This is a genomic window from Phytohabitans houttuyneae (assembly GCF_011764425.1).
Taxonomy (GTDB): domain Bacteria; phylum Actinomycetota; class Actinomycetes; order Mycobacteriales; family Micromonosporaceae; genus Phytohabitans; species Phytohabitans houttuyneae.
Map to the genome: position 1 here is coordinate 871054 of NZ_BLPF01000001.1, position 26388 is coordinate 897441.

A 26388-nucleotide genomic window follows, 5' to 3' on the forward strand; every position below is an offset into this window, starting at 1 on the left:
TTCCCGGCCCTTAAGAGCCTGTTTCCGAAACAGCACATCCCCTGCATAAAGAAATGCCCGCACAAAGGTCTCCCAGACCTTGGCACGGGCAATTAAGAATGCGGGTTACTTCCCACAGGAAGTATCACGGCGGCCGTCCACAGTGTCAAGAGGTCAGCTCGGCCACCACGTTGAGGTCCAGCGCGTCGGCCTCGGCCAGGTAGATGCGCTGGCACAGGTGGCGGTCGCGCATCCACAGCCGGCCGCGCGGCCCCTCGTACGACACGGACTCGGCGCTCGCCCCGATCGCCCGCACGTCGAGCGAGCCGGCCCGCGAGATCAGCGCGGCGAGCAGCCGTACCCCTCGTAGCAGGACTCCCCAGGCTGCCCAGCGGCGGCGCCTCCACGCCGAAGCGGGCCGCGTACCGCCCGTGGAAGTCGAGGTTTTCCCGCGTGACGAGGCCGGCGAAGAACCCGGCCGTGCTGTAGAGGCCCGCCGTCGCGCCCGCCCCGCTGGCCAGCAGCATGTTTTCGTCCATGAGCGTGGACAGGCGCAGGCAGCGGGCGTCCAGGTTGGACCTGGCGAACGCGCGGTTGAAGCGCACCGCGTCGCTGCCCACGAGCAGCATCACCACGGCGTCCGCGCCGGTCTGCTCGATGCGGCGCAGCACGTCGCGGTAGTCGTGGGTGCCGAGCGGCAGGTACGTCTCGCCGGCCACCGACCCTCCACAGTCGACCGCGTACCGCCGGGCCTCGCGGGCGGTGCGGCGGGGCCACACGTAGTCGTTGCCCACCACGTACCACCGGCGGACGCGGCGCTCGCGTGCCAGCAGGCGCATCGCCGGCAGCAGCTGGTCGGCCGGGGTCTCGCTGGTCATGAAGACGCCCTCGGTGCGCTCGCCGCCCTCGTACAGCGCGGTGTACACATAGGGCACCCGGTGCGCGATCCGCGGCGCGACGGCCTGCCGCACCGAGGAGATGTGCCAGCCGGTGACGCCGTCGACCGCTCCCATCCGCACCAGCGACTCGACCTCGGCGGCCACCTGCTCGGGCGGCGTGCCCCCGTCGACCGGCACGAGCCGCAGCTCGCGGCCGAGCACCCCACCCGCCTCGTTGATCTCCTCGGCGGCGAGCCGGGCGCACAGCTCGCAGGTCGGCCCGAAGATGCCGGCCGGCCCTCGCATCGGGTAGACCAGCGCGACATTGAGCGTCGCGTGGTCGACAATCGACATGACCCGCATGATTCCCGGCGTACGGCGGCGAAACCAGAGCCTGCCGCTACCTGCGGCCGATCTGTAGCATGAGCCGATGCCGAGTCTCCCGCAGATGCCGGTGACATCCGCGCCGCGGAACGCGGCGACGATGACGGTCGAGGCCGGCGAGCGCCCGTTCGGGCAGGTGGAGTCGCCGCAGCGGCAGGCTCATGCGCCCGAAGACATCGTGCTCCTGGTGACCCGCGCCGAGCGGCTGCTGTCCCGGCGCCTGCGCGAGGTGCTCGACACGCACGGGCGCACGCCCGACGAGTGGCGGGTGCTGTCGATCCTCGCCGACGGCGCGGGACACCCGATGACCGAGGTGGCGGAGCACGCGTTCCTCCCGCCGGGCTCGCTGACCAAGCTCGTCGACCACCTCGTCGACGAGGGCCTTGTCTACCGCCGCGTCGACCCGATGGACCGCCGCCGCATCCGCGCCTACCTGACCGCCCGCGGCCGCACGACCCACGGCCGCGTCACCGGCGACATCCGCGCCGTCTGGAGCGAGCTGCCGATGGCGGGCCCGGAGAGCGCGCTCCTCGGCGACCTCCTGCGCGGGCTTGTCGCGGCGCTGGACCGCCCGCCTCGCTAGAGACCTTTCACGGTTGAGGTGCGCATCCGTCCACAGTGCAGCACCGCCCGACGCGGCCCGGTGCGGGCGGCGCTCACCGTCGAGATCTCGACGGTCATCCCAGGAGATGTGGGCTACCGCGACGACCGACGTGGTCCAGACCGTTGCTCCCGCGGCCTCACCCTCCGCAGTCGCCCAGCTCACCCCCACAAGCGTGCTCCCGCAGACCCACGGGAGTTAGTGCTGTAACAGCGCACCAACCCACCCCTAGATCGCGACCCTCACAACGCCTGCCCTTGATCGATGGTCACGGACCGCCAGCACAGTGCTGCCTCACTCACGGGTTCGCCCTCACGGGCGCCCCCCTTTCTGCCCACCGACGGACCGGCTACCCACGGACCAAGGACCGGCATGGCCGGCCCGGGGTCCCAGGTCCGCGACGAACCCCGCAGGGCCAGGCCCGCACGGCCCCGCCCTCTGGACCCCAGCCCGCGGCAGCGCGTAGCTAACGGCGCTGGTCCATCGGCGCGCCGCTGGTTCCTGGGCGCATTCGTGCGCCCAGCTTCAGAGCCGCCGGCGGCAACCCCATGGGACCGGTCTGCCGGAGCTGGCTCTTCGGGGTGACCGCAACCGAACGCGGAGGATGAGGCCGCGGGAGCAACGGTCCAGACCACCACGGACATCGCGGTAGCCCGGAACTATCTCAATGTGAATCTGACGTTCGCACTCACCCTGACCGCGAAAGGTGTCCAGCGTTCACCGCAGTAGGCGCCGCCGGTGCGTGTGCCGGCCGCCTTTGATCAGCCCCCGGCGGCCGTGACCGCGGGTCGGAGGTCTTCCGCGGGTGGGCTCCACGTGGCGGGGTCGGCCTCGACCTGGTCGCCGGAGCGGATGTCCTTGACCGTGTCGGCCTCGCCCTCCGCGCCCGGAAACCACACGAACGGGATGCCGCGCCGCTCGGCGAAGCGGATCTGCTTGCCGTACTTCGCCGCGGTCGGCGCCACCTCGGTGGCGATCCCCCGCCCGCGCAGGGCCGCCGCGACGCGGTCGCAGCCGGCGCGCCGCTCCTCGGACGGGAGCGCGACGAGCACGGCCGTCGGCACCGAGCGGCTCACGGTGAGCGCGCCCGCACCGAAGAGCAGGCCCAGGATGCGGGTGATGCCGAGGGAGATGCCGACGCCCGGGTAGCGGTCGGCGCCGGCGCTGGCCAGGTTGTCGTACCGGCCGCCGGCCAGCACCGAGCCGAACCGCTCGAAGCCCCGCAGCGTGCCCTCGTAGACGGTGCCGGTGTAGTAGTCGAGGCCGCGGGCGATCTTCATGTCGGCGACGCACAGGCCGGGCGAGTGCGCGGCGGCGACCTCCATCACCCGCACCAGCTCGTCGATGCCCTCGTCGAGGAGGGGGTCGGTGACGCCCAGCGCGCGGATCTGGTCGGCGAACGACGCGTCCGGCGACGAGATCTCCGCCAGCCGGAGGCACGCCTTGGCCTGCGCGTCGCTCGCGCCCGCGGTCTCCGCCAGCAGCTCGGTCACCTTGCCCGGACCGATCTTGGCGAGCTTGTCGATGGCGCGGAGGGCGGCCTGCGGGTCGTCCAGGCCGATGCCCCGGTAGAAGCCCTCGGACACCTTGCGGTTGTTGACGTGGATCAGGACCGGCGGGAGCGGCAGGCCGCCGAGCGCGTCGCCGAGCACGAGCGGCATCTCCGCCTCGTACTGGAACGGCAGCTCGTCACGGTCGACCACGTCGATGTCCGCCTGCAGGAACTCCCGGTACCGCCCCTCCTGCGGCCGCTCGCCCCGCCACACCTTCTGTATCTGGTAGCGCCGGAAGGGGAAGTGGAGCTTGCCCGCGTTTTCCAGGACGAAGCGGGCGAACGGGACGGTCAGGTCGAAGTGCAGCCCCAGCGTGTCCTCGTCCGTCTCACCTTCGGCGGCCTGGAGGCGGCGCAGCAGGTACACCTCCTTGGAGGTCTCCCCCTTGCGCAGCAGCTGGTCGAGCGGCTCGACGGCGCGCGTCTCCAGCGGGGCGAAGCCGTACAGCTCGAAGGTGCGGCGGATGTGGTCGATCATGCGCTGCTCGATCATCCGCTGCGGCGGGAGCCACTCGGGAAAGCCGGAGATCGACTTGGGCCGGCTCATGCCCGTCCCCGCTCTCCGCGCGCGCTGACCTCGATGATTCGCTCGCTTCGCTCACTCATGAAACGGTTCCAGCCTCGGCGACTTGTAGAAGGTACGGGTTGGTGGCGCGCTCGCGCCCGATCGTGGTGGCCGGCCCGTGGCCGGGCAGCACGACGGTCTCGTCGGCGAGCGGCAGGATCTTGTCACGCAGGCTGGCGATCATCGCGTCCATGCTGCCGCCGGGCAGGTCGACGCGGCCGACCGAACCGGCGAAGAGCACGTCTCCGGAGAGGCAGACCTCGACGGCGTCCGGCCCGGGCACCCGGAAGATCGCGGAGCCGCGGGTGTGGCCCGGCGCGTGGTCGACCGTGAACTCCAGCCCCGCGAGGCTGACCACTCCGCCGTCGGTGAGCTCGGCGACGTCGTCCGGCTCGCTCCACTCCAGCCCGCCCAGCAGCTGGCGCGGGTCGATCGAGTTGATCGCCTTGCTGGGGTCTTTGAGCAGCTCACGGTCGTCCGGATGGATGTACGCCGGGACGCCCCGCGCCCCGCACACCGGGGTCACGGAGAAGGTGTGGTCGAGGTGCCCGTGGGTCAGCAACACAGCCACCGGGTGCAGGCGATGCTCCTCGATCAGCGCGTCGAGCCGGTCGATAACGCCGATACCGGGATCGACCACCACACACTGCTCGCCCGGCCCTGTTGCGACCACGTAACAGTTGGTGCCGAACACGTCCGACGGGAACCCCTTCACCAACATGTGCACAAGCCTATCGGTGTTGATGACGGCCGATTGAGAACGGGCAACCTCGCCCAACACTTTCCCAGGTGATACCCGTACACTCTGGCGGGCGTTGTGTGGCGTGCGCTACACAGTTTCGGGCACCACGGCGTGTCGCGGTGCCGTGCGTCGCAGCGTGTGCGGCGTTGGCGGAATGAGGAGGGGAGCGCGGGTGGCTTCCAGCAAGACTCGGCAGCGCAAGCTGGCCCGGGCCAAGTACGACCGGCAGATGGCGCGCAAGGCCGCGCAGACCCGCCGCAAGCGGCGCGTCCAGGCCGGCGTCGGCGCGGCGGTCGCACTTGCGCTCATCGTGGTGGGCACCGTCTGGGTGCTGGGTGGCTTCGACTCGGAGCCGACCGACACCGCCGCCGCCGACATCTGCAGCTGGACCGAGGCTGACGCCGCCAACAACCCCAACCTCAAGGACGTCGGCAAGCCGCCCACCAAGGACCTGCCGACCACCGGTACGCGGCCGATGACGATCACGACCGACCAGGGTGCCCCGATCACCGTCTCGCTCGACGTGGGCAGCGCCCCGTGCGCGAGCACGAGCTTCGCCCACCTGGCGTCCAACGGCTTCTACGACAACACCAAGTGCACGGAGATCACCGCGGACGGCGCGCTGCGCTGCGGCGACCCGGGCGGCACCGGCACGGGCGGCCCCACGTATTCGTTCTACAACGAAAACGTGCCCTCCGCGCCCGAGGCGACGCCCAGCCCCGGCACCGAGCAGCCCCCGGCGTACCCCAAGGGCACGGTCGCGCTGATCGGCAACCCGCCCGGCTCCAACGGCAGCCAGTTCCTGATCTTCTTCAAGGACTTCAGCCCGACCGACACCCCCTCCTACCCGATCGTCGGCCGTGTCACCTCCGGCCTCGACGTCGTGGAGACGATCGGCAAGATCAAGACCGTCGACAACGGCACGGGTGCCCAGGTCAAGCCGGAAAAGGACATCACCATCCAGAGCCTGACCGTCGGCGAGATGGACCCGGTCTCGCCCGAGCCGTCGGCGCCCGCGTCCGGCGCGCCGTCCGGTTCGCCGGCGGCTACGCCGACCCCCTCGGCGACGGCCAGCCAGTCCTGAGAAGCTTAGGTAGGAGCGAGCACCACACCCCAGGAGGAAGAGCGTGACGTCCACAAGGGAGCGGCAGCGCGCCGCGGCGCGGGCCAAACTCGAAAGGGAGATGGCAGAGCGCGCCGCAGCGGCCAGAAAGCGCCGCCAGTGGCAGGTGAGCCTCGGCGCGGGTGTGGCGGTGATCGTGCTCGCGGTCGGCGTGGTGCTGCTGGTCAACCTCGCCGGCGACGACGATTCCACAAACACCGCGGCCGACCCGTCGGCCGGCCCGGTGAGCTGCGTGTGGAACGAGGTGCCCAAGGAAGAGCGCACCCCGACCACCAAGGACGTGGGCGTGCCGCCGACCACCACCCCGGCCAACACCGGCAACAAGACCATGACCGTCGACACCAACTTCGGCAAGGTCAACATCAACATGGACCTGTCGAAGTCCCCGTGCGCGGCCGAGAGCTTCTCGTTCCTGGCGGGTAAGAAGTTCTTCGACGGCACCAAGTGCCACCGGATGTTCCCCGGCATGCTCCAGTGCGGCGACCCGAGCGCCAAGGGCAAGGGCTACCGCGAGAGCGACGGCACCGGCGGCCCGTCCTACCGGTACGCCAACGAGTACCTGCCGGCCAACGAGCGCCCCGCCTACCCCGCGGGCGTGGTCGCCCTGGCCAACAGCGGCCCGGACTCCAACGGCAGCCAGTTCTTCTTCATCTACCAGGACGTCGAGCTGCAGCCCGACTACACCATCATCGGCAAGGTCGACGCGGCCAGCCTCGAGGTCATCAAGAAGGCCACCGAGAAGGGCCACGACGGCGCGTTCGACCCCTCGCCGGGCGGCGGCCACCCCAAAAACGACATCAACATCAACGCGGTGACCGTCTCTTAGCGGTTCGGGTCGGGGGCCAGGTCGCGGTTTGACCTGGCCCCGATTTTTTGAGCTACCGCGACGTCCGCCGTGGTCCAGACCGTTGCTCCCGCGGCCTCACCCTCCGCGGTGGTCCATCTCCCCCGCGACCCCCGCGATCGTGGACGTACGCCGCCCCTGACAGGGCAGGAAACGTCCACGATCCGCTGGCTCGCTCCGTGCGCGGACTGCGGCGCCTTCAGAGAAGGGCTTGTCGCGCGGGGCTGGCAGCGGAGGTCGGGGCTTTCGGCGAGCCCTGGCGAGCCGCCGACCTCCGCGGTGCCCGCGGGAGCGAACGGTCCGCAGCTGACGCGGACGCGGGCAAATAGATCCCCTACGCCCCTGAGGTGACCCGGTAGGCGTCGAAGACGCCGTCGACCTTGCGCACGGCGGCCAGCAGGTGGCCGAGGTGCTTGGGGTCGGCCATCTCGAACGAGAAGCGGCTCACCGCCACCCTGTCGCGGGTCGTGGTGACCGTCGCGGACAGGATGTTGACGCGCTCGTCGGACAGTACGCGGGTGACGTCGGCGAGCAGCTTGTGCCGGTCCAAGGCCTCGACCTGGATCGCGACCAGGAACGTGGAGGCCGACGTCGGCTTCCAGGTCACCTCGACGATGCGGTCGGTCTGTGCCTGGAGGTCCTCGGCGTTGGCGCAGTCGTCGCGGTGGACGCTGATGCCGCCCGAGCGGGTGACGAAGCCGAACACCGCGTCGCCCGGCACCGGCGTGCAGCAGCGCGCGAGCTTGATCCAGACGTCGCTCACGCCGCGGACCACCACGCCCGGGTCCTGTGCGGCCTGGCGTGCCCTCGGCGGGCGGGTGGCGACGGCGGTCTCGGCGATGTCCTCGACCGCGCCCTCCTCGCCGCCGTAGCCGGCGACCAGGCGCTGCACCACCGACTGCGCGGACACCTGCGACTCGCCGACGGCCGCGTAGAGCGAGGCGACGTCGGCCAGGTGCAGGTCGCGGGCGATCGCCATCAGCGCTTCGGTGGTGAGCATCCGCGTCAGCGGGAGGCCCTGCCGGCGCATCGCCTTGACGATCGACTCCTTGCCGGCCTCGATCGCCTCCTCGCGGCGCTCCTTGTTGAAGTACTGCCGGATCTTCGTGCGCGCGCGGGGGCTCTTGACGAAGCCCAGCCAGTCCTGCGAAGGTCCGGCCGTCTCGGACTTGGACGTGAAGATCTCGATCACGTCGCCGTTGGACAGCGTCGACTCCAGCGGCACCAGCTTGCCGTTGACCCGCGCGCCGATGCACTTGTGGCCGACCTCGGTGTGCACCGCGTACGCGAAGTCGACCGGCGTCGAGCCCGTCGGCAGCGGTATCACGTCGCCCTTGGGCGTGAAGACGTAGACCTCCTGGCTGGAGAGGTCGAACCGCAGCGCGTCCAGGAACTCGCTCGGGTCGCTCGCCTCCCGCTGCCAGTCCAGCAGCTGCCGCAGCCACGTCATCTCGTCGATGTGCGCCGGCGGCCCGACGATCGTGGCGCCCTTCTGCTCCTTGTACTTCCAGTGCGCGGCGATGCCGAACTCCGCCGTGCGGTGCATGCCCAGCGTGCGGATCTGCATCTCCACCGGCTTGCCGGTGGGGCCGATCACGGTGGTGTGCAGCGACTGGTACATGTTGAACTTCGGCATCGCGATGTAGTCCTTGAAGCGCCCCGGCACCGGCTGCCAGTTGGCGTGGATGACTCCCAACGCCGCGTAGCAGTCGCGCACCGTGTCGACAAGGATCCGCACGCCGATCAGGTCGTAGATGTCGTTGAAGTCGCGACCCCGCACGATCATCTTCTGGTAGATCGAGTACAGGTGCTTGGGCCGGCCGGTCGTCTCGGCCTTGATCTTCGCGGCCTTGAGATCCGTCTGGACCTTCTGCGTGACCTGGCGCAGCAGCGTGTCACGCTGCGGCTGGTGCTCGCCGATCAGCCGGTTGATCTCCTCGAACCGCTTGGGGAACAGCGTGCCGAACGCGAGGTCCTCGAGCTCCCACTTGATCGTGTTCATACCCAGGCGGTGGGCCAGCGGGGCGAGGATCTCCAGCGTCTCCTTGGCCTTCTGCTCCTGCTTGGGACGCGGGAGGAAGGTCAGCGTGCGCATGTTGTGCAGGCGGTCGGCGAGCTTGATGACCAGCACCCGCGGGTCCTTGGCCATCGCGACGACCATCTTGCGGATCGTCTCGGCCTTGGCCGCGTCGCCGAGCTTGACCTTGTCGAGCTTGGTCACGCCGTCGACGAGCAGCGCCACCTCGCCGCCGAAGTCGGTGCGCATCTGGTCGAGGTTGTAGTCGGTGTCCTCGATCGTGTCGTGCAGCAGCGCGGCCACCAGCGTCGTGGTGTCCATGCCGAGGTTGGCCAGGATGGTCGCCACCGCGAGCGGATGCGTGATGTACGGGTCGCCGGACTTGCGGTACTGCCCCGAATGCCACTCGGCGGCCACGTCGAAGGCGCGCTGCAGCAGCCGCGCGTCCGCCTTGGGGTGGCACGCGCGGTGAGTGGCGATCAGTGGCTCCAGCACCTCGCTCACCTGCGGTGTCTGCCAGGGCGCGTTGAAGCGGGCCAGCCGCGCGCGCACCCGGCGCCCGGTCGGCGCACCGGCCCAACCCGATGGGCTCGCCTGGTCGGCTGACTCGTCATCGTGGACGTGGTCGTCATGGTTGGCGGCCTCGACCTGCGGAAAGGGCACGACCACGGCGGCGCTGTCCGCACGGCCTTCGACGGCCTCGACGGGTGCGCTGCCAGCAGCGGTCGCCGTCTCCTCAGGCGCGGTCCGCGCCTCGCCAGTCGGATGCACGCTGCCCTCCACTGAATGGGCGACGTCCTGAGACACCGGCCTCCTCACCCTCGCCGGGGAATGCACCGACCGTATCCGGCCGGCGCCAACCTGCGCTACCCACGCCGGACCGTTCCTGGCCGGTCGCGGAAGGCAATCCTACCCGTCACGCCCGCTGAGCAGCCCATTCGGGCCACCGGGCGGTTGGTGACTAGACGGTCAGGAGGGCATGAACCTCGCGCGGCGCCAGCCTGTCCCGCCCGGGCAGGAACGACAGTTCCAACAACACGGTGAAGCCGGCGACCGTTCCCCCGGCGCGCTCCACGAGGTCGAGCGTCGTGGCCGCGGTGCCCCCGGTGGCCAGCACGTCGTCGACCACCAGCACCCGCTCCCCCGGCTTGAACGCGTCGGTGTGCACCTCCAGCGCGGCCTCGCCGTACTCGAGCTCGTAGGACGCGCGGTGCGTCTCGCGGGGCAGCTTGCCGGCCTTGCGGACCGGGACGACGCCGAGACCTGTCGCGTACGCGATGGCGGCGGCGAGCACGAACCCCCGCGCCTCGATGCCGGCCACCACGTCGAAGGAGCCTGCGCCGTGGTACGCCACGATCCCGTCGATGACCTCGCGGAACACCGGGCCGTCCGCGAACAGCGGCGTCAGGTCCTTGAAGAGGATGCCCGGCTTGGGAAAGTCCGGCACGTCGACGATGTGGCTCGCCACCAGTTCCGCGAGATCAGCCACGCAAGCCCCCTTACTCATGGTTCAGGGCGCCCCTCAAGTGGCTTGGGGGACGCCCTGATCGCTGAATGAACCTCAGTGACGCTTGCCGCCACGCGGCCGGCTGCCGGAGCGGCCGCCGCGGTTGCCGGACGGGCGCTTGGCGGTCGGGCGCGCGCCCACCTTCGGCGCGGCACCGGCCATCGCGGCCACCTCGGCGTCGTCGCGCTGCTCGGCCGGCGTCGCCTGCTTCGGCGAGCGGGTCGCCTTGGGCGCGACCTCGCCGCGGGCGATCGCCGCGCGCCGGGCCAGCACCCGCTGGGTGTGCGCCTGGTACTTCGGCTCGTAGCCCTTGAGCGTGGTCAGCACCGGCGTGGCGAAGAAGATCGACGAGTACACCGCGATGCCCATACCCACGAAGAGCACGAGGCCGAGGTCGCGGAGGGTACCCGCGCCGAGGAGGCCGGCACCGATGAACAGCAGGCCGCCGACGGGCAGCAGCGCGACGAGACCGGTGTTGATCGACCGCATCAGCGTCTGGTTGACCGCCAGGTTGGCCGCCTCCGCGTAGGTCTGCGTGCTGCTCGCGGTGATGCCTCTGGTGTTTTCCTGCACCTTGTCGAACACCACGACCACGTCGTACAGCGCGAAGCCGAGGATCGTGAGGAAGCCGATGATCGTCGACGGGGTGATCTCGAAGCCGACCAGCGAGTACACGCCGGCGGTGAGCACCAGGTCGAACAGCAGCGAGGAGACGGCGGCCACGGCCATCCGCCACTCGAAGCGGACGATCAGGTACAGCATCACGACCGCGATGAAGATGATCAGGCCGAGCAGCGCGCGCTCGGTCACCTGGGCACCCCACGCGCCGCTCACCCGGCTGTTGCTGATCTCGTTGGCCGGGATGCCGAACGCCTCGACGAGATGTTCCTTGACCGCCTCGGACTGCTCCGGCTCCATCTCGGAGGTGCGGATCAGGTAGGTGCCGTCGCCGCCGCCGACCTGCTGGGTGGACGCCACGCGCAGCGGGTCACCGCCGGGGTTGGGCACATCGCCGAGCGCCTCGTCGACCGTCTCCTCCGCGTGCTGCAGCGTGCCCACCGAGGCCGGCACCTGAAACTCGTTGCCACCGGAGAACTCGATGCCCAGCGTGAAGCCGCGCGCGAAGAAGCTGATCACGGCGATCAGCACCGCCACCGCCGCCACGGTGAACCAGATCTTCCGCTTGGCGACGATGTTGAGGTCTGCCTGGCCCTTGTAGAGCCGCGTAGCGAGCCCACTCATGGGGTCACGCCTCCTTCACGCGCGGGTTGCTGGGCTTGGCCGGCGGGTCGGTGGGTTCCTTTTCCAGGACGCGGCCGAGGCCGCTCACCCGTGGCGAGAGGAACGCGCGGGTGCGCGCGAACATCGTCATGATCGGATGCCGGAAGAGGAACACGACCACGAGGTCCAGGATGGTCGCGAGGCCGAGAGCGAACGCGAAGCCCTTCACCGTGCCGACCGACACGATGTAGAGCACCACGGCCGCCATGATGGTGATCGCGTTGGCCGAGATGATCGTGCGGCGGGCGCGGGCCCACGCGCGCGGCACCGCGCTACGCGGACTTCGACCATCGCGGATCTCGTCCTTGAGCCGCTCGAAGTAGATGACGAACGAGTCCGCCGCCACACCGAGTGACACGATGAAGCCCGCGATGCCGGCGAGGTTGAGCGTGTACCCGATCTGCCGCCCCAGCACGATGAGCGCGCCGAAGACCAGCAGGCCGGACAGGATCAAGCTCAGGAAGATGACCGTGCCGAGCAGGCGGTAGTAGAAGAACGAATAGATGATGACCAGCAGCATGCCGATGCCGGCGGCCAGGAGGCCGGCCTTGAGGTGCTCGGTGCCGAGCGTCGCGGAGACGTTCTGCACCTCCTGCTGGGTGAAGGTCAGCGGCAGCGCGCCGTAGCGGAGCTTGCCGGCCAGCTCGTTGGCCGTCTTGGAGTTGAAGCTGCCGGTGATCTGCGAGTCGCCGGTCAGCACGCCCTGGATCTCCGGCGAGGAGATCACCTGGTTGTCGAGCACCACAGCGACGCGGCACTTGCCCTGGTCGCCGAGGGCCGAGGCGTCACAGGTGCCGCCCGTGTTCTCGTACGCCTCGCGGGTCAGCGCGGTCCACTTCTTCTGGCCGTCGCCGGTGAAGTCGAGCGAGACGACCCAGTCGCCGCCCTGCTGGTCGAGCACGCCGCTGGCGTCCGAGACGTCGGTGCCGAGCACCTTGGCCACGTCGAGGAAGAGCTTCTGCGGGCCCTCACAGGAGACCGCCTGCTTGCTCGGGTCCTGGATCGAGCCCGGCGGCCGGCTGTCGAGCTGGGCGCAGCTGATCGTGGGCACGCTGTACTGCATCTTGGGGTCGAGCGCGGCCACCTCGGGCCCGTCGAGCTTGCTGAACGCCGCGAACTGCTGCACCGCCGTGGGGTCGGCGCTGAGGTCCGGCGGGTTTTCCAGGGCGCTCGCCGCGGCCCAGGCCGCGTCGCCGACCTTGCGCTTGGCGTCGGCCAGCGCCTGCTCCTGCGTGCGCGTGCCGGTCTCGCCGCCGGCCGGTGCGGAGCTCGTCGCGCTCGGGGTGGGCGTCGGGGTCGCCGAGGGGGACGCCGACGGGGCCGGCGCGCCGCCGCCCTGGCCGCCGGTCGCCGAGGCGCTCGGGGCCGGCGTCGCGGCCGCGCCCGTCGCCGAGGCGGACGGTGCGGGCGAAGCCGTGCCGGACGGGGTCGCGCTCGCCGTGGGCGCCACCGCGGCCGCCGAGCTGTCCGCCGTGATCTTGAGGACCTTACGGAACCGCAGCTCGGCAGCCTGCCCGAGGTTGGCCAGGGCGTCGTCGCTCTCGCCGGCCAGCGAGACCACGATGTTCTTGTCGCCCTCGGTCACCACCTCGGCCTCGGAGACGCCGTAGGCGTTGGCCCGGCTCTCGATGATCTGGCGGGCCTCTTCGAGCTGGTCGGCCTGGGGTGCCTGCCCGTTGGCCGTGGTGGCCGTATAGGTCACCCGGCTGCCGCCGATCAGGTCGAGACCGAGCTTGGGCTCGAGCCGGTCTTTGATACTGCCGCTACCGCCGAGAAAGACCAGGAGGTAGAGGACGACGAAGAGCAGGGCGAGCACGGCCAGCTGCCGCCCTGGGCGCATCTGTCCCTGAGGTGGTGCCACGGCTGTCGGATCTCCTGTGCGGTCTCGGTGTGGGCCCGCCGGCGAGCCGGCGGCTTCTGGGCATGGTCGAACGGGTGGTGTGGGGGCGCCGCCCGCTCAAGCGTTTCAGTCCTTGACGTCGGCCTCGTCGACGACCTTCTCGGCCGCGGGCGCGTCCTGCGGCGTCGCGCCGCTCACGACGCGGGCGATGGCGGGACGGGCGTACCGGTTGTGCACGCCGGGCGCGACCTCGAGCGTGACCGTCTCGTCGTCGACGCTGACGACGTGGCCGTAGAGGCCGCCGATCGTCACCACCTCGGCGCCGGGGCCGAGCGTCGACTGCATCTGCTCCGCTTCGCGACGGCGCTTCTGCTGCGGGCGAATCATCATGAAGTACATGACGCCGAACAGCAGGACGATCATGAGAATCGGCATGAAGCTGCCGGCGCCGCCGGAGTTTGCTGCCAAAGGCACGATAGATGACCTTCCAAGTGGACCCGCACCCGGCGCGGGGGCGTCGGAGCGCAGGCGTGATCTCACATCCTGTACGGATCGCGGCGAAGTCTAGTCCCTGTCCCTGTGAACACCGAACTTGGCACAGATCACGTTCAGATCACGGGATATCCAGGGACGACTATGGCTCGGCCGAGAACAGGTCGGGTACCGGGCCGGCACCCGTACCGAACGTACCATTTGGTGGCGTTCGTCCGAGATGGTGCCATGCCGCTTCCGTGGCGACACGACCACGCGGGGTACGCGCGAGCAGGCCAGCACGCACGAGGAAGGGCTCGCAGACCTCCTCCACCGTGTCGGGTTGCTCACCCACCGCGACCGCGAGGGTCGACAGGCCCACCGGCCCGCCCCGGAACGAGTCGACCAACGCGGTCAGCACCGCCCGGTCGAGGCGGTCGAGGCCGATCTCGTCGACGTCGTACACCTGCAGGGCCGCCCGGGCCGTCTCCAGGCTGACCACGCCGTCGGCCCGGACCTCGGCGAAGTCCCGCACCCGGCGCAGCAGCCGGTTGGCGATGCGCGGCGTCCCCCGCGACCGCCCGGCGATCTCCACGGCACCGTCCTCGGTGATCGGCACGCCGAGGATGCGCGCCGACCGGTGCAGCAGCGTGCGCAGGTCTTCGGCCGAGTAGAAGTCGAGGTGCGCGACGAACCCGAACCTGTCGCGCATCGGCCCGGTCAGCAGCCCCGATCGCGTGGTCGCCCCCACCAGCGTGAACGGCTCCACGTCGAGCGGGATCGCGGTGGCGCCCGGCCCCTTGCCCACGACCACGTCGACCCGGAAGTCCTCCATGGCGCTGTAGAGCAGCTCCTCGGCCGGCTTCGCGATCCGGTGGATCTCGTCGATGAAGAGGACGTCCCCCTCGGCCAGGCTGGTCACGATCGCGGCCAGGTCGCCGGAGCGCTCGATCGCCGGCCCGCTCGTCACCCGGATCCCCACGCCCAGCTCAGCCGCGACGATGTTGGCCAGGGTCGTCTTACCGAGGCCGGGCGGGCCGGACAGGAGGATGTGGTCGGGTGGGGTGCCGCGGCCCATGGCGCCGCGCAGCAGCAGGTCGAGCTGGTCGCGCACCCGGTGCTGGGCGATGAAGTCGGCCAGGCGCTTCGGGCGGACGCTGACCTCGGCGTCGCGCTCGGCGTCGCTCGCGTACGCGGAGACCAGGGCGTTGCCCTCGGGGGCGTCCATCAGCGGGTCTTGCCGAGCAGGCGGATGGCCTGCTTGAGCAGCACCGGCACGGGCGACGTGGTGCCGTCGACGGTCTCGGCCACCGCGGCCACGGCCTGCTCCGCCTGCGACGCGGTCCAGCCGAGCCCGATCAGGCCCTGCCGCACCTGCTCCTGCCAGGCGCCGACGAGCACGCCGGCGGTCTCGTCGTTGCCCACCACGACCGGGCCGATGCGGTCGCGCAGCTCCAGTACCAAGCGCTCCGCGCCCTTCTTGCCGATGCCGGGCACGCGGGTGAGCGTCGCGGTGTCGGCGGTGGCGATGGCCCGCCGCACCGTCTCGGGCGAATGCACGGCCAGCACCGCCTGCGCGAGCCGGGGCCCGACGCCGCTCGCGGTCTGCAGCAGCTCGAAGAGCTGCTTCTCCTCGTCGTCGGCGAAGCCGTAGAGCGTGAGCGAGTCCTCCCGCACGATCAGGCTTGTCGCGAGCCTCGCCTCCGCGCCCAGCCGCAGCCCGGCGAGCGTGCCGGGCGCGCACTGCACGGCGAGGCCGACCCCGCCGACCTCGATGACGGCGCCGTCAGGCGACACCGCCGCGACCACCCCGCGCACGCTGGCGATCATCTTGCCCCTCCCCGGTGCTTGGACGCGGCGGCCTCCAGCTTCGAGCGCGTGCCGCCGCGCCAGATGTGACAGATGGCCAGCGCGAGGGCGTCGGCGGCGTCGGCCGGCCGGGGCGGCTCGTCGAGCCGGAGCAGGCGGGTCACCATCGACGTGATCTGCGCCTTGTCGGCCTGGCCCGAGCCGGTGATGGCCGCCTTGACCTCGCTCGGCGTGTACGTCCTGACGGGCAGCCCGGCCCGCGCCCCGGCGAGCACCGCGACGGCGCTTGCCTGGGCGGTGCCCATCACGGTGCGCACGTTGTGCTGGCTGAACACCCGCTCCACGGCCACGCTGCGCGGCCGGTGCTCGGCGACGAGGTCGTTGAGCGAGCGGTCGAGGTGGAGCAGGCGCAGGGCGAGGTCGTCGGCGGGGTCTGTGTAGATCACGTAGTAGGCGACAAGGGTGCACGGCCGGCCGGGCACGCCCTCGACGACGCCGACTCCGCACCGGGTCAGCCCCGGGTCGACGCCGAGCACGCGCACGCGACGACCCCCTCCCGCTGCACACACACCACGTACGTGTGTTCGACACCCTAGCGGGTGGCCGCCTCAGCGCGGTGTAAGGCCCGCCAGCAGCGTGTCGACGACCCGCTCGGGCAGGTCCTTCTCGTCGATGTCGGGGCTCCATCTGAGGATCTTCTGCATCAGCACCGGCCCGGTCAGCATCGCCATGGCCAGCTCGATGTCGAGGTCGGCCCGGAGCTCACCGGTCTGCACGCCGCGGCGCAGGACCTCCCGGGTCATTTCGCGGCGGGGCTGGATCAGCTCCTGGTACACCGCGTACTGCTCGGGGCTGCGGTGCACCTCCGGCACGAGGCACGGCATGATCTTGGAGGCGCGGGGGTCGGGGTTGCGCCCGACGCCGCGCAGCAGCAGCACGAGGTCTTCGCGGACCGACTCACCCTTCGGCGCGGGCGGCTGCCCCTTGAGGGTGCGGAGCGCGTCGACGAGGAGGGCCTGCTTGCCCGACCACCGCCGGTAGATGGTCGCCTTGCCCACCCCGGCCTTGGCCGCGATCGCCTCGATGGACAGCGACTCGATCGTGCTGCCCTCGGCGAGCAGGTCGAGCACCGCCTCGATGATCGCCTCATCTGCGCGGGTGCTCCGCGGTCGACCGGGCGACCGCGGAGCACTTTCAACAGCGGAGCTCATACCAATGCATCCTCGCCGATCTAGGACGCGGCTGCTAGTTCCGCCGCCGCTGGCGCGTCGACCGGCTGCGGCTCCGGCTCCGACTTGCCCGGCATCCACCGCACCACCATGAGCACACCGAGCGCGGCCACGATCGCACCGATCGCGGCGGTCCAGTGCATGGCGGTGACGAAGGCGCCGTTGGCCGCGTCGATCACCGCACCGCCGGCCGGGCCGAGCCGGTCGGCCACGCCGTACGCACCGGAGATCGACTCCTCCACCGCGTCCCGGGCCGGGGCGGGCAGCGCCTGGGCGGCGCCGTCGACCTGACCCCGGTACACGCCGGCCAGCACCGAGCCGAGCACCGCGACGCCGAGCGCGCCGGCCACCTGGCGGACGGTGTTGGAGACCGCGGAGCCGACGCCGGCCTTCTCGCGCGGCAGCGACGACATGATCGACTCCATCGCCGGCGGCATGATGTTGGCCATCCCGACGCCCTGGATGAAGAAGAGCGCCAGCACCGCGATGATCGGCGTGTCCACGCCGAGGAAGGCGAAGCCGCCCATCCCGACCGCGGTGAGGGTCAGGCCCACGGCGGAGACGGCCTTGCCGCCGTACCGCTTGACCATGGCCGCGCTCCGCGGCGCGAACGCCATCTGCGCCACCGCGAACGGCAGCATCATCAGGCCGGTCTGCAGCGGGCTGAAGCCGCGCACCAGCTGCAGGTAGAAGGCGCTGAAGAAGAACACGCCCATCGCGGCGAAGAAGACGAGGCCGATCAGCGCCACCGGGGCCGCGAACCGCGGCACCTTGAACAGGCTCACGTCCAGCGACGGGAACTCGATGCGCCGCTCGTAGGCGATGAAGGCCGCGAGGACCGCGAGGCCACCCACGACGGACACCCAGACGACCGGCCGGCCGAAGCCGTGCTCGCCGCCGTCGATGATGCCGTACGACAGGGCGACCAGGCCCACGACGGACAGCAGCACGCCGATGACGTCGATCTTTCCGGGGCGCGGGTCGCGCGACTCCGGCACCATCACCGCGACCGCGATGAGACCGGCGATCACGACGGGCACGTTGATCAGGAAGACCGAGCCCCACCAGAAGCTTTCCAGCAGCGCGCCACCGAGGATCGGGCCGATCGCGATCGCGAGGCCGACCGAGCCGGACCAGATCGCGATGGCGCGGGCACGCTCGCGCGGGTCGAAGACGTTCGAGATGATCGACAGCGTTACCGGCATGATCGCGGCGCCGCCGAGGCCCATCAGCGCGCGGGCCCAGATCAGCTGGTCTGCGGACTGCGCGTTCGCCGACAGCAGCGACGCCAGCCCGAAGATCGCCAGGCCGACGCTCAGCATGCGCTTGCGACCGAACCGGTCGCCGAGCACGCCGGCGGTGAAGAGCAGGCCCGCGAAGACCAGCGTGTACGAGTTGATGGACCACTCCAGCTCACCCTGGCTGGCCCCGAGGCCGTGCACCGGATCCGCGAGCGTACGCAGCGCGACGTTGAGCACGGTGTTGTCGAGGACGACCACGAGCAGGCTGATGACGAGGACACCCAGGATGGCCCAGCGCCGTGGGTGTCCGGTGTTGAGTTGCGGTTGCACCTTTGCGTGCTCCCCCCGATACGGAACAGTCTCGTATTTGTACGCGGTTGACGCTACGCCGGAACGAAGCGATACGGAACCGTCTCGTATCTAAAAGTGGGGGCGGTCACACAAGGGCGTTCAGGGCCAGGTCGACGTCGGCCTCGGTGGAGTACACGTGGAAGGACGCCCGCACCCGCCCGGCCCGCACCGCCGCGCGGACGCCGGCCCGCTCGAGCCGCTCCTGCGCCCCCGGCACGTCCACGGTCACGATCGCGCTGGCGCCCGGCGGGCGCCCGAGACCGCCCAGGAAGCGGTTGGCCAGCGCGATGTTGTGCGCGCCGATCTCCGCGACCCCGATCCGCTCGATGAGGTCGAGCGCCGGCACCGCGCCCACGCAGCTGAACCACGCCGGCGAGATGTCGAACCGCCGGGCGTCGGCGGCCAGCCGCAGCGGCGGACCGTAGTAAGAGTCGTGCACGTCCTCCCCCGCGAACCACCCCGCCGCGTCCGGCCGCAGCCGCTCGCGCAGCGCCGGCGCGAGGTAGGCGAACGCGAGGCCGCGCGGCCCCATCAGCCACTTGTACGTCGAGATCGCCACCGCGTCGGCCAGCCCCGCCTCGAACGGCAGCCACCCGCACGCCTGCGTGGCGTCGACCACGACGAGTGCGCCGTGCGCGCGGGCGGCGGCCACGATCTCGTGGTACTCGGCGACCGTGCCGTCCGACGACTGCACCAGGCTGAACGCGACGAGGTCGGTGTCACCGTCGATCGAGGCGGCGAGCTTGCCGGCGGGCACGGTGCGCACCCGCACGCCGCGCGCCTCCTGGGCCAGCCACGGGAAGAGGTTCGAGGTGAACTCGACCTCCGGCGCCACCACCCGCGCACCGTCCGGCAGCGCGGCGGCGACCGGCGCGAGGACCTGCGACACCGTCGCGCCCGCGGCCACGTCGGTGGCGGGCACGGCCATGATGCGGGCGACAGCTTCGCGGGCCGCACCGGTCGCCTCACCCCAGCCTTCCCACGAGGTACGCCCGGCGCGCCACTCGCCGAGCGCACGCTGCAACGCGTCCCACGCGGGTCGGGGCGGTAACCCGAAGCTCGCGGTGTTGAGCCAGCCCGGCTCGGCGTCCCACAACCCCTGCGCCTCCGCAAGATCCATGCGTTCCAGCCTAGTTCGTTTCCGGCATGCTGCATTCATGACTATCGACTTCTACTCTGTGCCGTACAGCGCCGATTTCTCGCTTATAGATGTCGAAACGACTTCGAAGCGCTTCGATGCGTGGTTTCGACCCCGTCCGAGAGGGCACGCCATGCGCATCGCCGCCCTCACCGCCGCCGCACTCGCGCCCGTCGTGGGCCTGACCGTGGCGCCCGCGCAGGCGGCCGTCCGGGGCTCGTCCGACCCGTGGGCCACCTGGAACAACGGCGGCTACAGCCTCTACAACAACATCTGGGGCGGCGCCGGTCCACAGTCGATCTGGGCCAACTCGTACGGCAGCGTGCGCAGCAGCTTCAACGTCACCGTGCCGAACGCCGGCGCCTACACCAGCGCGTACGACATCTGGGCCGACGGGCACACGTACGAGATCATGCTGTGGATGAACAAGGTGGGTCCGATCGGCTCGTTCCAGACAAACAGCTAGCCCTCCCCCGCTTGCGGTTGATCAGGGAGTTGGTGGGCGTGTCGGCCGGCGTTTCCACGCACGAACTCCCTGATCAACCGCGAGGAGGGTCAGCGGATGTTGCCGGTGTGGCCGAGCGAGTAGCGGCCGGGCTGCGGCCAGATCGTCAGGCCGTGCGGGCCGGCGCCGACCGGGATGCGGGCCAGGAGCTTGCCGTCCTTCGTCCTTATCGCGTAGACCTCGCCGTCGTACCGGCCGGACAGCCACAACACCGTGCCGTCCGCGGAGACGCCACCCATATCCGGACTGCCCCCGCCCGGAATCCGCCACTTGGTGAGCGGCTTCAGCGTGGCCGTGTCCAGCACGGTGACGGATCCTTCGCCGCGGTTGGAGATGTACGCGCGGGCGCCGTCCCGGCTGAAGTAGATGCCGTGCGTCCCCTTGCCGGTGGGGATGAAGCCGGTGCGTGTGGTGGCCGCGCCGTCGAAGACGTACACCCCGTCGGCGTGCATGTCCGCGACGAGGAAGTGCTTTCCGTCCGGCGTGAGCCGGGTGTCCTGCGGCATGCCGTGCGGCACCACGTCGAGGTCGAACTGGCGCAGCTTCTTGTGCGACACCCCGTCCAGCACGAGCATGCGGTTGGCGAACTCGCAGCTGACCAGCATCGTCTTCGCGTCCGCCGAGTAGTCCATGTGGTTGATGCCCGCGCACTCCGGGAAGCTCAGCGACTTGGTGCGCTTCCAGGTGGTCGGGTCGTAGAAGTCCAGCCGCTTGTACGCCTCGGCGACCACGATCCCCTGCTTGCCGTCCGGCGTGAAGTACAGGTTGTACACGTCCTGCACGTTGATCAGCTTGCCCGACTTGCCGGTGCGCGGGTCGATCGGCACCAGCCCGCCGGTCGGCACCCGGCTTGAGGCGACGTAGAGGGTGCCCAGGTCGTACGCCGGCACGACGTGCTGCGGCTCCGGCCCGCCGTAGAAGCGGTCCACCACCTTGTACGTCTTCGGGTCGATGACCGTGACGTCGTCGCTCTGGGTGTTGGGCACATAGACGAGCTCGCGGTGGCCGCGGACCGCCTCGCTGAGCATGCCGGGCCCGGCGGCGGCATAGACATTGGTACCGGTGGCGGCGCCGGCGGTGGCGGACGGGCTGGCCACGGCCGTGGCGGTTTCGGCCTCCCTGGGGGCGGCGTCACCGTTGTCACCGCACGCGGCGAGGAGGGCGAGCACGAGGCATCCGGCCACTGCCGGCCTGATCGTCGACACCCTTCCAACCCTAGCCGTTTCGCCCCTTTTGTCCGGCGGAGTTTCGCCAAATCGGCGCCCTTGTATTTAAGAACATGGATGGATACGGTCCTGGAAAGCGTTTCCCCCCGTGCCTGGGAGTCGCCATGGCAAAGCTCCGCTCCGTCCTCGTCGCGGCCGCGACCGCGCTGTTCGGCACCGGCCTGCTCGTGACCGCCGTCGCCGAGCCCGCCTCCGCCGCGGTCGGCGCGATCCGCGGCGCCCCCTCCGGCCGCTGCGTCGACGTGCCCAGCGCGAGCAAGGCCAACGGCACGCAGGTGAAGCTCTACGACTGCAACGGCGGCAGCAACCAGCAGTGGAACCTCACCTCCGGCCGGCAGCTGCGCGTGTACGCGGGGACCAAGTGCCTGGAGGCGGCGGGCAACGGCACCTCGGCCGGCACCCAGGTGGTCATCGGGGACTGCGCCGGCGGCGCCAACCAGCAGTGGAACGTGATCAGCGGCGGCACCATCACCAACGCGCTGTCCGGGCTCTGCCTGGACGCCAACGGCGGCGGTACCGCCAACGGCACGGCGATCATCCTGTGGAGCTGCAACGGCGGCGCCAACCAGCGGTGGAACAGCACGACCGGCGGCGCCGGCTGCCCGGCCTCCGGCGGCATCACCTACACGCTGAACCGGGCCTCCGCGCCGACCGCCGACCAGACCGACTCGTACAACCGCATCACCGAGGCGATGAACCTCGCGCTGACGGTCTACAACTGCTACCTCAACGTCAGCAAGGCGCTGTCGGTCCACTATGTACCGAGCGTGCCCACCGCGGACGGCAACTACAACGGGACGATCCGCTTCGGCGCCAAGTCGACGATGGTGCAGGCCACCGCCATGCACGAGATCGCGCACACGCTGGGCGTCGGCACGTACAGCGGCTGGGCACCCCGCGTGTCCGGCGGCCGGTGGACCGGCGGCAACGCGATCAACCAGCTCCGCACGCTGGACGGCAACCCGTCGGCCGTGCTCTACGGGGACGGGGCCCACTTCTGGCCGCACGGACTCAACCAGGCCAGCGAGGCCACGTCCGCCGACGAGTACATCCGCAACGTCAGGATGGTCGCCGCGCTCCGCCAGGACATGGGCCTCTGAGGAGACCCGTTAGCCGACGGCCGCCATGACCTCGTCGGAGACGTCGAAGTTGGCGTAGACGTTCTGCACGTCGTCGCAGTCTTCGAGGACGTCGATCAGCTTGAAGATCTTGCGCGCGCCGTCCTCGTCCAGCGGCACGTTGACCGACGGCACGAAGGAGGACTCGGCCGACTCGTACTCGATGGAGGCTTCCTGCAGGGCGGTGCGGACGGCGAGCAGGTCGGTCGGCTCGCTGACCACCTCGAACGCCTCACCCAGGTCGTTGACCTCCTCGGCGCCCGCGTCCAGCACGGCCGTGAGCACGTCGTCCTCGCCCGGGCCGCCGGTCGCCTTCGGGACGATGACCACGCCCTTGCGACTGAACATGTACGACACGGAGCCGGCGTCGGCGAGCGAGCCGCCGTTGCGCGTCAGGGCGGTGCGGACCTCGGTGGCCGCGCGGTTGCGGTTGTCCGTCAGGCACTCGATGAGGATGGCCACGCCGTTCGGCCCGTACCCCTCGTACATGACCGTCTGCCAGTCGGCGCCGCCGGCCTCCAGGCCGGAGCCGCGCTTGACGGCGCGGTCGATGTTGTCGTTGGGTACCGAGTTTTTCTTCGCCTTCTGGATGGCGTCGAACAGCGTGGGGTTGCCGGCCGGGTCGCCGCCGCCGGTGCGCGCCGCCACCTCGACGTTTTTGATGAGGCGGGCGAAGAGCTTTCCGCGCTTGGCGTCGATGACCGCTTTCTTGTGCTTGGTCGTCGCCCACTTTGAGTGGCCGGACATTACCCCTCCGTCACGTTAAGCCCCGCGCGCACCATTTCCACGAAGTGGCGGTGGACCCTGAGGTCGCCGGTCAGCTCCGGGTGGAAGGCGGTGGCGAGCAGACTGCCCTGCCGAACCGCGACAATCCTACCGGCGGCGTGCCCCAGCACCTCCACCCCCTCGCCGACGCTCTCCACCCACGGCGCGCGGATGAAGACCGCGTGGAAGGGCTCCTCGAACGGGCGGAGCGTGACCGGCCCCTCGAACGAGTCGACCTGGCGGCCGAAAGCGTTGCGGCGCACGGTCATGTCGATGCCGCCGAACGACTGCTGGTCGGGGCGGCCGTCGAGCACGCGCTCGGCGAGCATGATCATGCCGGCGCAGGAGCCGTAGACGGGCATGCCGCCGGCGATGCGCTTGCGGATCGGCTCGAGCAGGCCGAACTCGATCGACAGCTTGCTCATCGTCGTCGACTCGCCGCCGGGGACGACGAGGGCGTCGACGGCGTCCAGTTCGGACGGACGGCGCACGGCCGACGCGGAAGCACCGCACGACTCGAGTGCGCGCAGGTGCTCCCGGACGTCGCCCTGTAGAGCGAAGACCCCGATCTGGGTCACCAGCCGCGCTCCGCGAGGCGGTGCGGCTGCGGGATGTCGTCGACGTTGATGCCGACCATCGCCTCGCCGAGACCGCGCGAGACCTTGGCGAGCACGTCGGGGTCGTCGTGGAAGGTGGTGGCCTTGACGATCGCGGCCGCGCGCTGGGCCGGGTTGCCGGACTTGAAGATGCCCGACCCGACGAAGACGCCCTCGGCGCCGAGCTGCATCATCATCGCCGCGTCGGCGGGGGTGGCGATGCCGCCCGCGGTGAAGAGCACCACCGGCAGCTTGCCTGCCTGAGCGACCTCGCGGACCAGCTCGAACGGCGCCTGCAGCTCCTTGGCCGCCACGTACAGCTCGTCTTCGGGCAGCGAGGTGAGCCGCTTGATCTCGCCGCGGATCTTGCGCATGTGCGTGGTCGCGTTCGAGACGTCGCCGGTGCCCGCCTCACCCTTGGAGCGGATCATCGCGGCGCCCTCGGTGATGCGGCGCAGCGCCTCGCCGAGGTTGGTGGCGCCGCACACGAACGGCACCGTGAACGCCCACTTGTCGATGTGGTTGGCGTAGTCGGCGGGCGTGAGCACCTCGGACTCGTCGACGTAGTCGACGCCGAGGGCCTGCAGCACCTGCGCCTCGACGAAGTGCCCGATGCGGGCCTTGGCCATGACGGGGATCGAGACGGCGCTGATGATGCCGTCGATCATGTCGGGGTCGCTCATCCGGGAGACGCCGCCCTGGGCGCGGATGTCGGCGGGCACGCGCTCCAGCGCCATGACCGCGACCGCGCCGGCGTCCTCCGCGATCTTGGCCTGCTCCGGGGTGACCACGTCCATGATGACGCCGCCCTTGAGCATCTCGGCCATGCCGCGCTTGACGCGGGCGGTGCCGGTGGCGGGCGCGCTTGCTGTACCACTGGAATGCATCGAGGCAGTGATCTCGGCCATGACCTGCAGTTTAGTTGTGTCTCAGGCCGGCTCCCACGTCCAATCGCACCCCAGGTGGCCTGCTTAGGTAACGGGCGAGGCGGGCGTCACCACTGACGGCGCGAGGATCGGGTCGTCGATGTCGAAGTACTCCGGCTCGGGGTGCCGCCGGGTCATCCGCAGCAGCCGCACCACCCGCCGCCGGCGCAACGACAGCGCGTCGCGTACCAGGTCGGTGTGCACCTGCCGGGCCACCGCGAGCCGCCGGCTCACCGCGACCAGCGCCTCGGCCTCCCCGTCGAGGGGCACGGCCCGCAGCTGGCGCGTCAGGTCGTTTTCCGCGGCCCCGCGCTCTTCCGGCGCGGCGTCCAGCGCGATCCGGGCCGCCGCGTAGAGCTCGACCGTCGAGTGCTCCTCGGCGAACACCGCCGCCGCGGCCGCCCGCCGCAGCAGGTGCGCGTCGAGCGCCTTGGCCGCGGCCGCCGCCCGCGCGTGGAGCCGGTCGACCCGGCTGGCCGTCCAGGTCAGGTACGTCGACACGAGCACCACGACGGTGACGACGCCGACCACCCACCACATGAGCGCATGGTAGAGGGGTCAGACGGGCTGGTCGTCGATCGCCCTTCCGTCGGTAGCCTCGATCGCCGTCGCGTATACCTCGAGAACACGCTCCGCCACCACCGGCCAGTCGAACTCGGTGACGACCTGCCGCGCCGCCTCCGCGAACGCCCCTCGCCGCGCGGGGTCGTCCAGCAGCTCGCCGACCGCGGTCCGGAGCGCGGCGACGTCGCCGACCGGAAAGAGCGAGCCGGCCCGCCCGCCGTCCAGGACCCGCCGGAACGCGTCCAGGTCGCTGGCGACGATCGGGGTACCGGCCGCCATCGCCTCGGTGAGGATCATGCCGAACGACTCGCCGCCGGTGTTGGGCGCCACGTACACGTCGACGCTGCGCAGCATCCGCGCCTTGTCCTCCTCGGAGACCTTGCCCAGGTACGTGACGCGCTCGTGCAGCCCCGCCGGCAGCCCGTCGAGCAGCTCCTCCCGCTCCCCGGCCCGGCGACGAGCAGGCGCAGTCCGGGACGGGTGGCGGCGAGGTCGGCGTACGCGGCGCGGAGCAGCCCGAATCCCTTGCGCGGCTCGGTGAACCGCCCCAGGAAGCCCAGCGCGCCGCCCTCGCCGGGCCAGTCCGGCAGCGGCGCGGCGGAGGCGAACCTGGCGACCGCGACACCGTTCGGGATCTCGACCGCGCCGCCGCCCACGTGCTCGACCTGTACCTTGCGGGCCAGCGCGCTGACCGCGATCCGCGCGGTGATCCGCTCCAGCACGAGCTGGAGCAGGCCCTGCGCGGCGGCCATCGCCCGCGACCGGGTCATCGCTGTGTGGAACGTGGCCACCACCGGCCCCCGCGCCGACAGCACCGCGAGCATCGACAGGCTCAGCGTGAACGGCTCGTGGACGTGCAGCACGTCGAACTCACCCCGGGCCAGCCACCGCCGCACGCGCGCGGTCGAGACCGGGCCGAAGCTGATCCGGGCCACCGAGCCGTTGTACGGCAGGGGCACCGAGCGGCCGGCCGGCACCACGTACGGCGGGAGGGGTGCGTCGTCGTCGGCCGGCGCGAGCACGCTCACCTCGTGCCCGAGCGTGATCAGCGCCTCGGCGAGGTCCATGACGTGGTTCTGCACACCACCCGGGACGTCGAAGGAGTACGGGCACACGATGCCGACGCGCACGCCGCC

At 70.8% G+C, this 26388-nt stretch carries 24 protein-coding genes and 1 pseudogene; 5 read left to right on the forward strand and 20 right to left on the reverse strand.

The window, feature by feature from the left end; all coding sequences use genetic code 11:
* Window positions 1–92: 92 nt before the first annotated feature.
* Window positions 93–1211 carry a substrate-binding domain-containing protein gene (locus tag Phou_RS04040; RefSeq protein WP_246273208.1) on the reverse strand — a complete coding sequence of 373 codons (1119 nt, stop codon included), beginning with the start codon at window positions 1209–1211 and terminating at the stop codon, window positions 93–95.
* Between the two features lie 76 nt (window positions 1212–1287).
* Between Phou_RS04040 and Phou_RS04045 the strand changes: the two genes are divergently transcribed.
* Window positions 1288–1824: a MarR family winged helix-turn-helix transcriptional regulator gene (locus Phou_RS04045; protein ID WP_246273214.1), complete on the forward strand. Its 537-nt coding sequence runs from the start codon at window positions 1288–1290 to the stop codon at window positions 1822–1824.
* 779 nt (window positions 1825–2603) lie between these two features.
* Here Phou_RS04045 and hisS read toward each other — a convergent pair.
* Together hisS and Phou_RS04055 are read right to left on the reverse strand one after the other, a co-directional pair.
* Window positions 2604–3941: a histidine--tRNA ligase gene (hisS, locus tag Phou_RS04050; RefSeq protein ID WP_173053649.1), complete on the reverse strand. Its 1338-nt coding sequence runs from the start codon at window positions 3939–3941 to the stop codon at window positions 2604–2606.
* 55 nt (window positions 3942–3996) lie between these two features.
* Window positions 3997–4680 (reverse strand): MBL fold metallo-hydrolase, encoded by a 684-nt coding sequence (locus Phou_RS04055; RefSeq protein ID WP_173053651.1) that lies wholly within the window; start codon window positions 4678–4680, stop codon window positions 3997–3999.
* A 193-nt stretch (window positions 4681–4873) separates the two neighbouring features.
* On the opposite strand from Phou_RS04055, the gene Phou_RS04060 reads away from it, so the two are divergent.
* Window positions 4874–5785, forward strand: coding sequence for a peptidylprolyl isomerase (locus Phou_RS04060; protein WP_173053653.1), 912 nt, complete (start codon window positions 4874–4876; stop codon window positions 5783–5785).
* A gap of 43 nt (window positions 5786–5828) precedes the next feature.
* The gene (locus Phou_RS04065) at window positions 5829–6650 is read left to right on the forward strand and encodes a peptidylprolyl isomerase (RefSeq protein WP_173053655.1); all 822 of its coding nucleotides are present in this window, start codon (window positions 5829–5831) and stop codon (window positions 6648–6650) included.
* Between the two features lie 352 nt (window positions 6651–7002).
* Here the strand turns inward: Phou_RS04065 and Phou_RS04070 are convergent, their stop codons facing one another.
* The 11 genes from Phou_RS04070 to Phou_RS04120 all read right to left on the reverse strand — a co-directional run bounded on the left by Phou_RS04070 (window position 7003) and on the right by Phou_RS04120 (window position 19534).
* Window positions 7003–9492 (reverse strand): RelA/SpoT family protein, encoded by a 2490-nt coding sequence (locus Phou_RS04070; protein WP_173053657.1) that lies wholly within the window; start codon window positions 9490–9492, stop codon window positions 7003–7005.
* A 154-nt stretch (window positions 9493–9646) separates the two neighbouring features.
* Complete coding sequence (locus tag Phou_RS04075; protein ID WP_246273216.1) at window positions 9647–10174, reverse strand: adenine phosphoribosyltransferase; 528 nt, start codon at window positions 10172–10174, stop codon at window positions 9647–9649.
* 72 nt (window positions 10175–10246) lie between these two features.
* Window positions 10247–11434 (reverse strand): protein translocase subunit SecF, encoded by a 1188-nt coding sequence (secF, locus tag Phou_RS04080; protein WP_173053661.1) that lies wholly within the window; start codon window positions 11432–11434, stop codon window positions 10247–10249.
* Window positions 11435–11438: 4 nt separating this feature from the next.
* The gene (gene secD, locus Phou_RS04085) at window positions 11439–13334 is read right to left on the reverse strand and encodes a protein translocase subunit SecD (RefSeq protein WP_173053663.1); all 1896 of its coding nucleotides are present in this window, start codon (window positions 13332–13334) and stop codon (window positions 11439–11441) included.
* A gap of 105 nt (window positions 13335–13439) precedes the next feature.
* The gene (gene yajC, locus Phou_RS04090; protein ID WP_246273723.1) at window positions 13440–13748 is read right to left on the reverse strand and encodes a preprotein translocase subunit YajC; all 309 of its coding nucleotides are present in this window, start codon (window positions 13746–13748) and stop codon (window positions 13440–13442) included.
* 199 nt (window positions 13749–13947) lie between these two features.
* Window positions 13948–15012, reverse strand: a complete 1065-nt coding sequence (ruvB, locus tag Phou_RS04095; RefSeq protein WP_173053665.1) for a Holliday junction branch migration DNA helicase RuvB — start codon at window positions 15010–15012, stop codon at window positions 13948–13950.
* A complete protein-coding gene (ruvA, locus tag Phou_RS04100; protein WP_173053667.1) occupies window positions 15012–15614 on the reverse strand; it encodes a Holliday junction branch migration protein RuvA in 603 nt (200 codons plus the stop codon). Before ruvA ends, ruvB begins: the two co-directional genes overlap by 1 nt.
* Window positions 15611–16135, reverse strand: coding sequence for a crossover junction endodeoxyribonuclease RuvC (gene ruvC / locus Phou_RS04105; RefSeq protein WP_173053669.1), 525 nt, complete (start codon window positions 16133–16135; stop codon window positions 15611–15613). Before ruvC ends, ruvA begins: the two co-directional genes overlap by 4 nt.
* Window positions 16136–16201: 66 nt before the next feature.
* Window positions 16202–16804: a TetR/AcrR family transcriptional regulator gene (locus Phou_RS04110; protein WP_173053671.1), complete on the reverse strand. Its 603-nt coding sequence runs from the start codon at window positions 16802–16804 to the stop codon at window positions 16202–16204.
* 20 nt (window positions 16805–16824) lie between these two features.
* Entirely contained in the window at window positions 16825–18393 is a 1569-nt protein-coding gene (locus Phou_RS04115) for an MFS transporter (RefSeq protein WP_173053673.1), read from the reverse strand.
* Between the two features lie 106 nt (window positions 18394–18499).
* Window positions 18500–19534 (reverse strand): aminotransferase class V-fold PLP-dependent enzyme, encoded by a 1035-nt coding sequence (locus Phou_RS04120; RefSeq protein ID WP_173053675.1) that lies wholly within the window; start codon window positions 19532–19534, stop codon window positions 18500–18502.
* A 151-nt stretch (window positions 19535–19685) separates the two neighbouring features.
* Between Phou_RS04120 and Phou_RS04125 the strand changes: the two genes are divergently transcribed.
* On the forward strand, window positions 19686–20018 hold the full coding sequence (locus Phou_RS04125) for a glycoside hydrolase family 12 protein (protein ID WP_218578703.1): 333 nt from the start codon (window positions 19686–19688) through the stop codon (window positions 20016–20018).
* An 89-nt stretch (window positions 20019–20107) separates the two neighbouring features.
* Here the strand turns inward: Phou_RS04125 and Phou_RS04130 are convergent, their stop codons facing one another.
* Window positions 20108–21262, reverse strand: coding sequence for a YncE family protein (locus Phou_RS04130; protein ID WP_246273217.1), 1155 nt, complete (start codon window positions 21260–21262; stop codon window positions 20108–20110).
* A 125-nt stretch (window positions 21263–21387) separates the two neighbouring features.
* Between Phou_RS04130 and Phou_RS04135 the strand changes: the two genes are divergently transcribed.
* A complete protein-coding gene (locus tag Phou_RS04135) occupies window positions 21388–22383 on the forward strand; it encodes an RICIN domain-containing protein (RefSeq protein WP_308784396.1) in 996 nt (331 codons plus the stop codon).
* A 9-nt stretch (window positions 22384–22392) separates the two neighbouring features.
* On the opposite strand, the gene Phou_RS04140 is transcribed toward Phou_RS04135, so the two are convergent.
* The 5 genes and pseudogenes from Phou_RS04140 to Phou_RS04160 form a co-directional block, all read right to left on the reverse strand.
* Complete coding sequence (locus Phou_RS04140) at window positions 22393–23148, reverse strand: YebC/PmpR family DNA-binding transcriptional regulator (RefSeq protein ID WP_173053679.1); 756 nt, start codon at window positions 23146–23148, stop codon at window positions 22393–22395.
* Window positions 23148–23744, reverse strand: a complete 597-nt coding sequence (gene pdxT / locus Phou_RS04145) for a pyridoxal 5'-phosphate synthase glutaminase subunit PdxT (protein WP_218578705.1) — start codon at window positions 23742–23744, stop codon at window positions 23148–23150. The genes Phou_RS04140 and pdxT overlap by 1 nt, the downstream gene beginning before the upstream one ends.
* On the reverse strand, window positions 23741–24670 hold the full coding sequence (gene pdxS, locus Phou_RS04150; protein WP_173053681.1) for a pyridoxal 5'-phosphate synthase lyase subunit PdxS: 930 nt from the start codon (window positions 24668–24670) through the stop codon (window positions 23741–23743). Before pdxS ends, pdxT begins: the two co-directional genes overlap by 4 nt.
* Window positions 24671–24733: 63 nt before the next feature.
* Window positions 24734–25228, reverse strand: coding sequence for a hypothetical protein (locus Phou_RS04155; RefSeq protein WP_173053683.1), 495 nt, complete (start codon window positions 25226–25228; stop codon window positions 24734–24736).
* 18 nt (window positions 25229–25246) lie between these two features.
* Window positions 25247–26382: pseudogene (locus Phou_RS04160) on the reverse strand (glycosyltransferase family 4 protein).
* Between the last annotated feature and the right edge of the window lie 6 nt (window positions 26383–26388).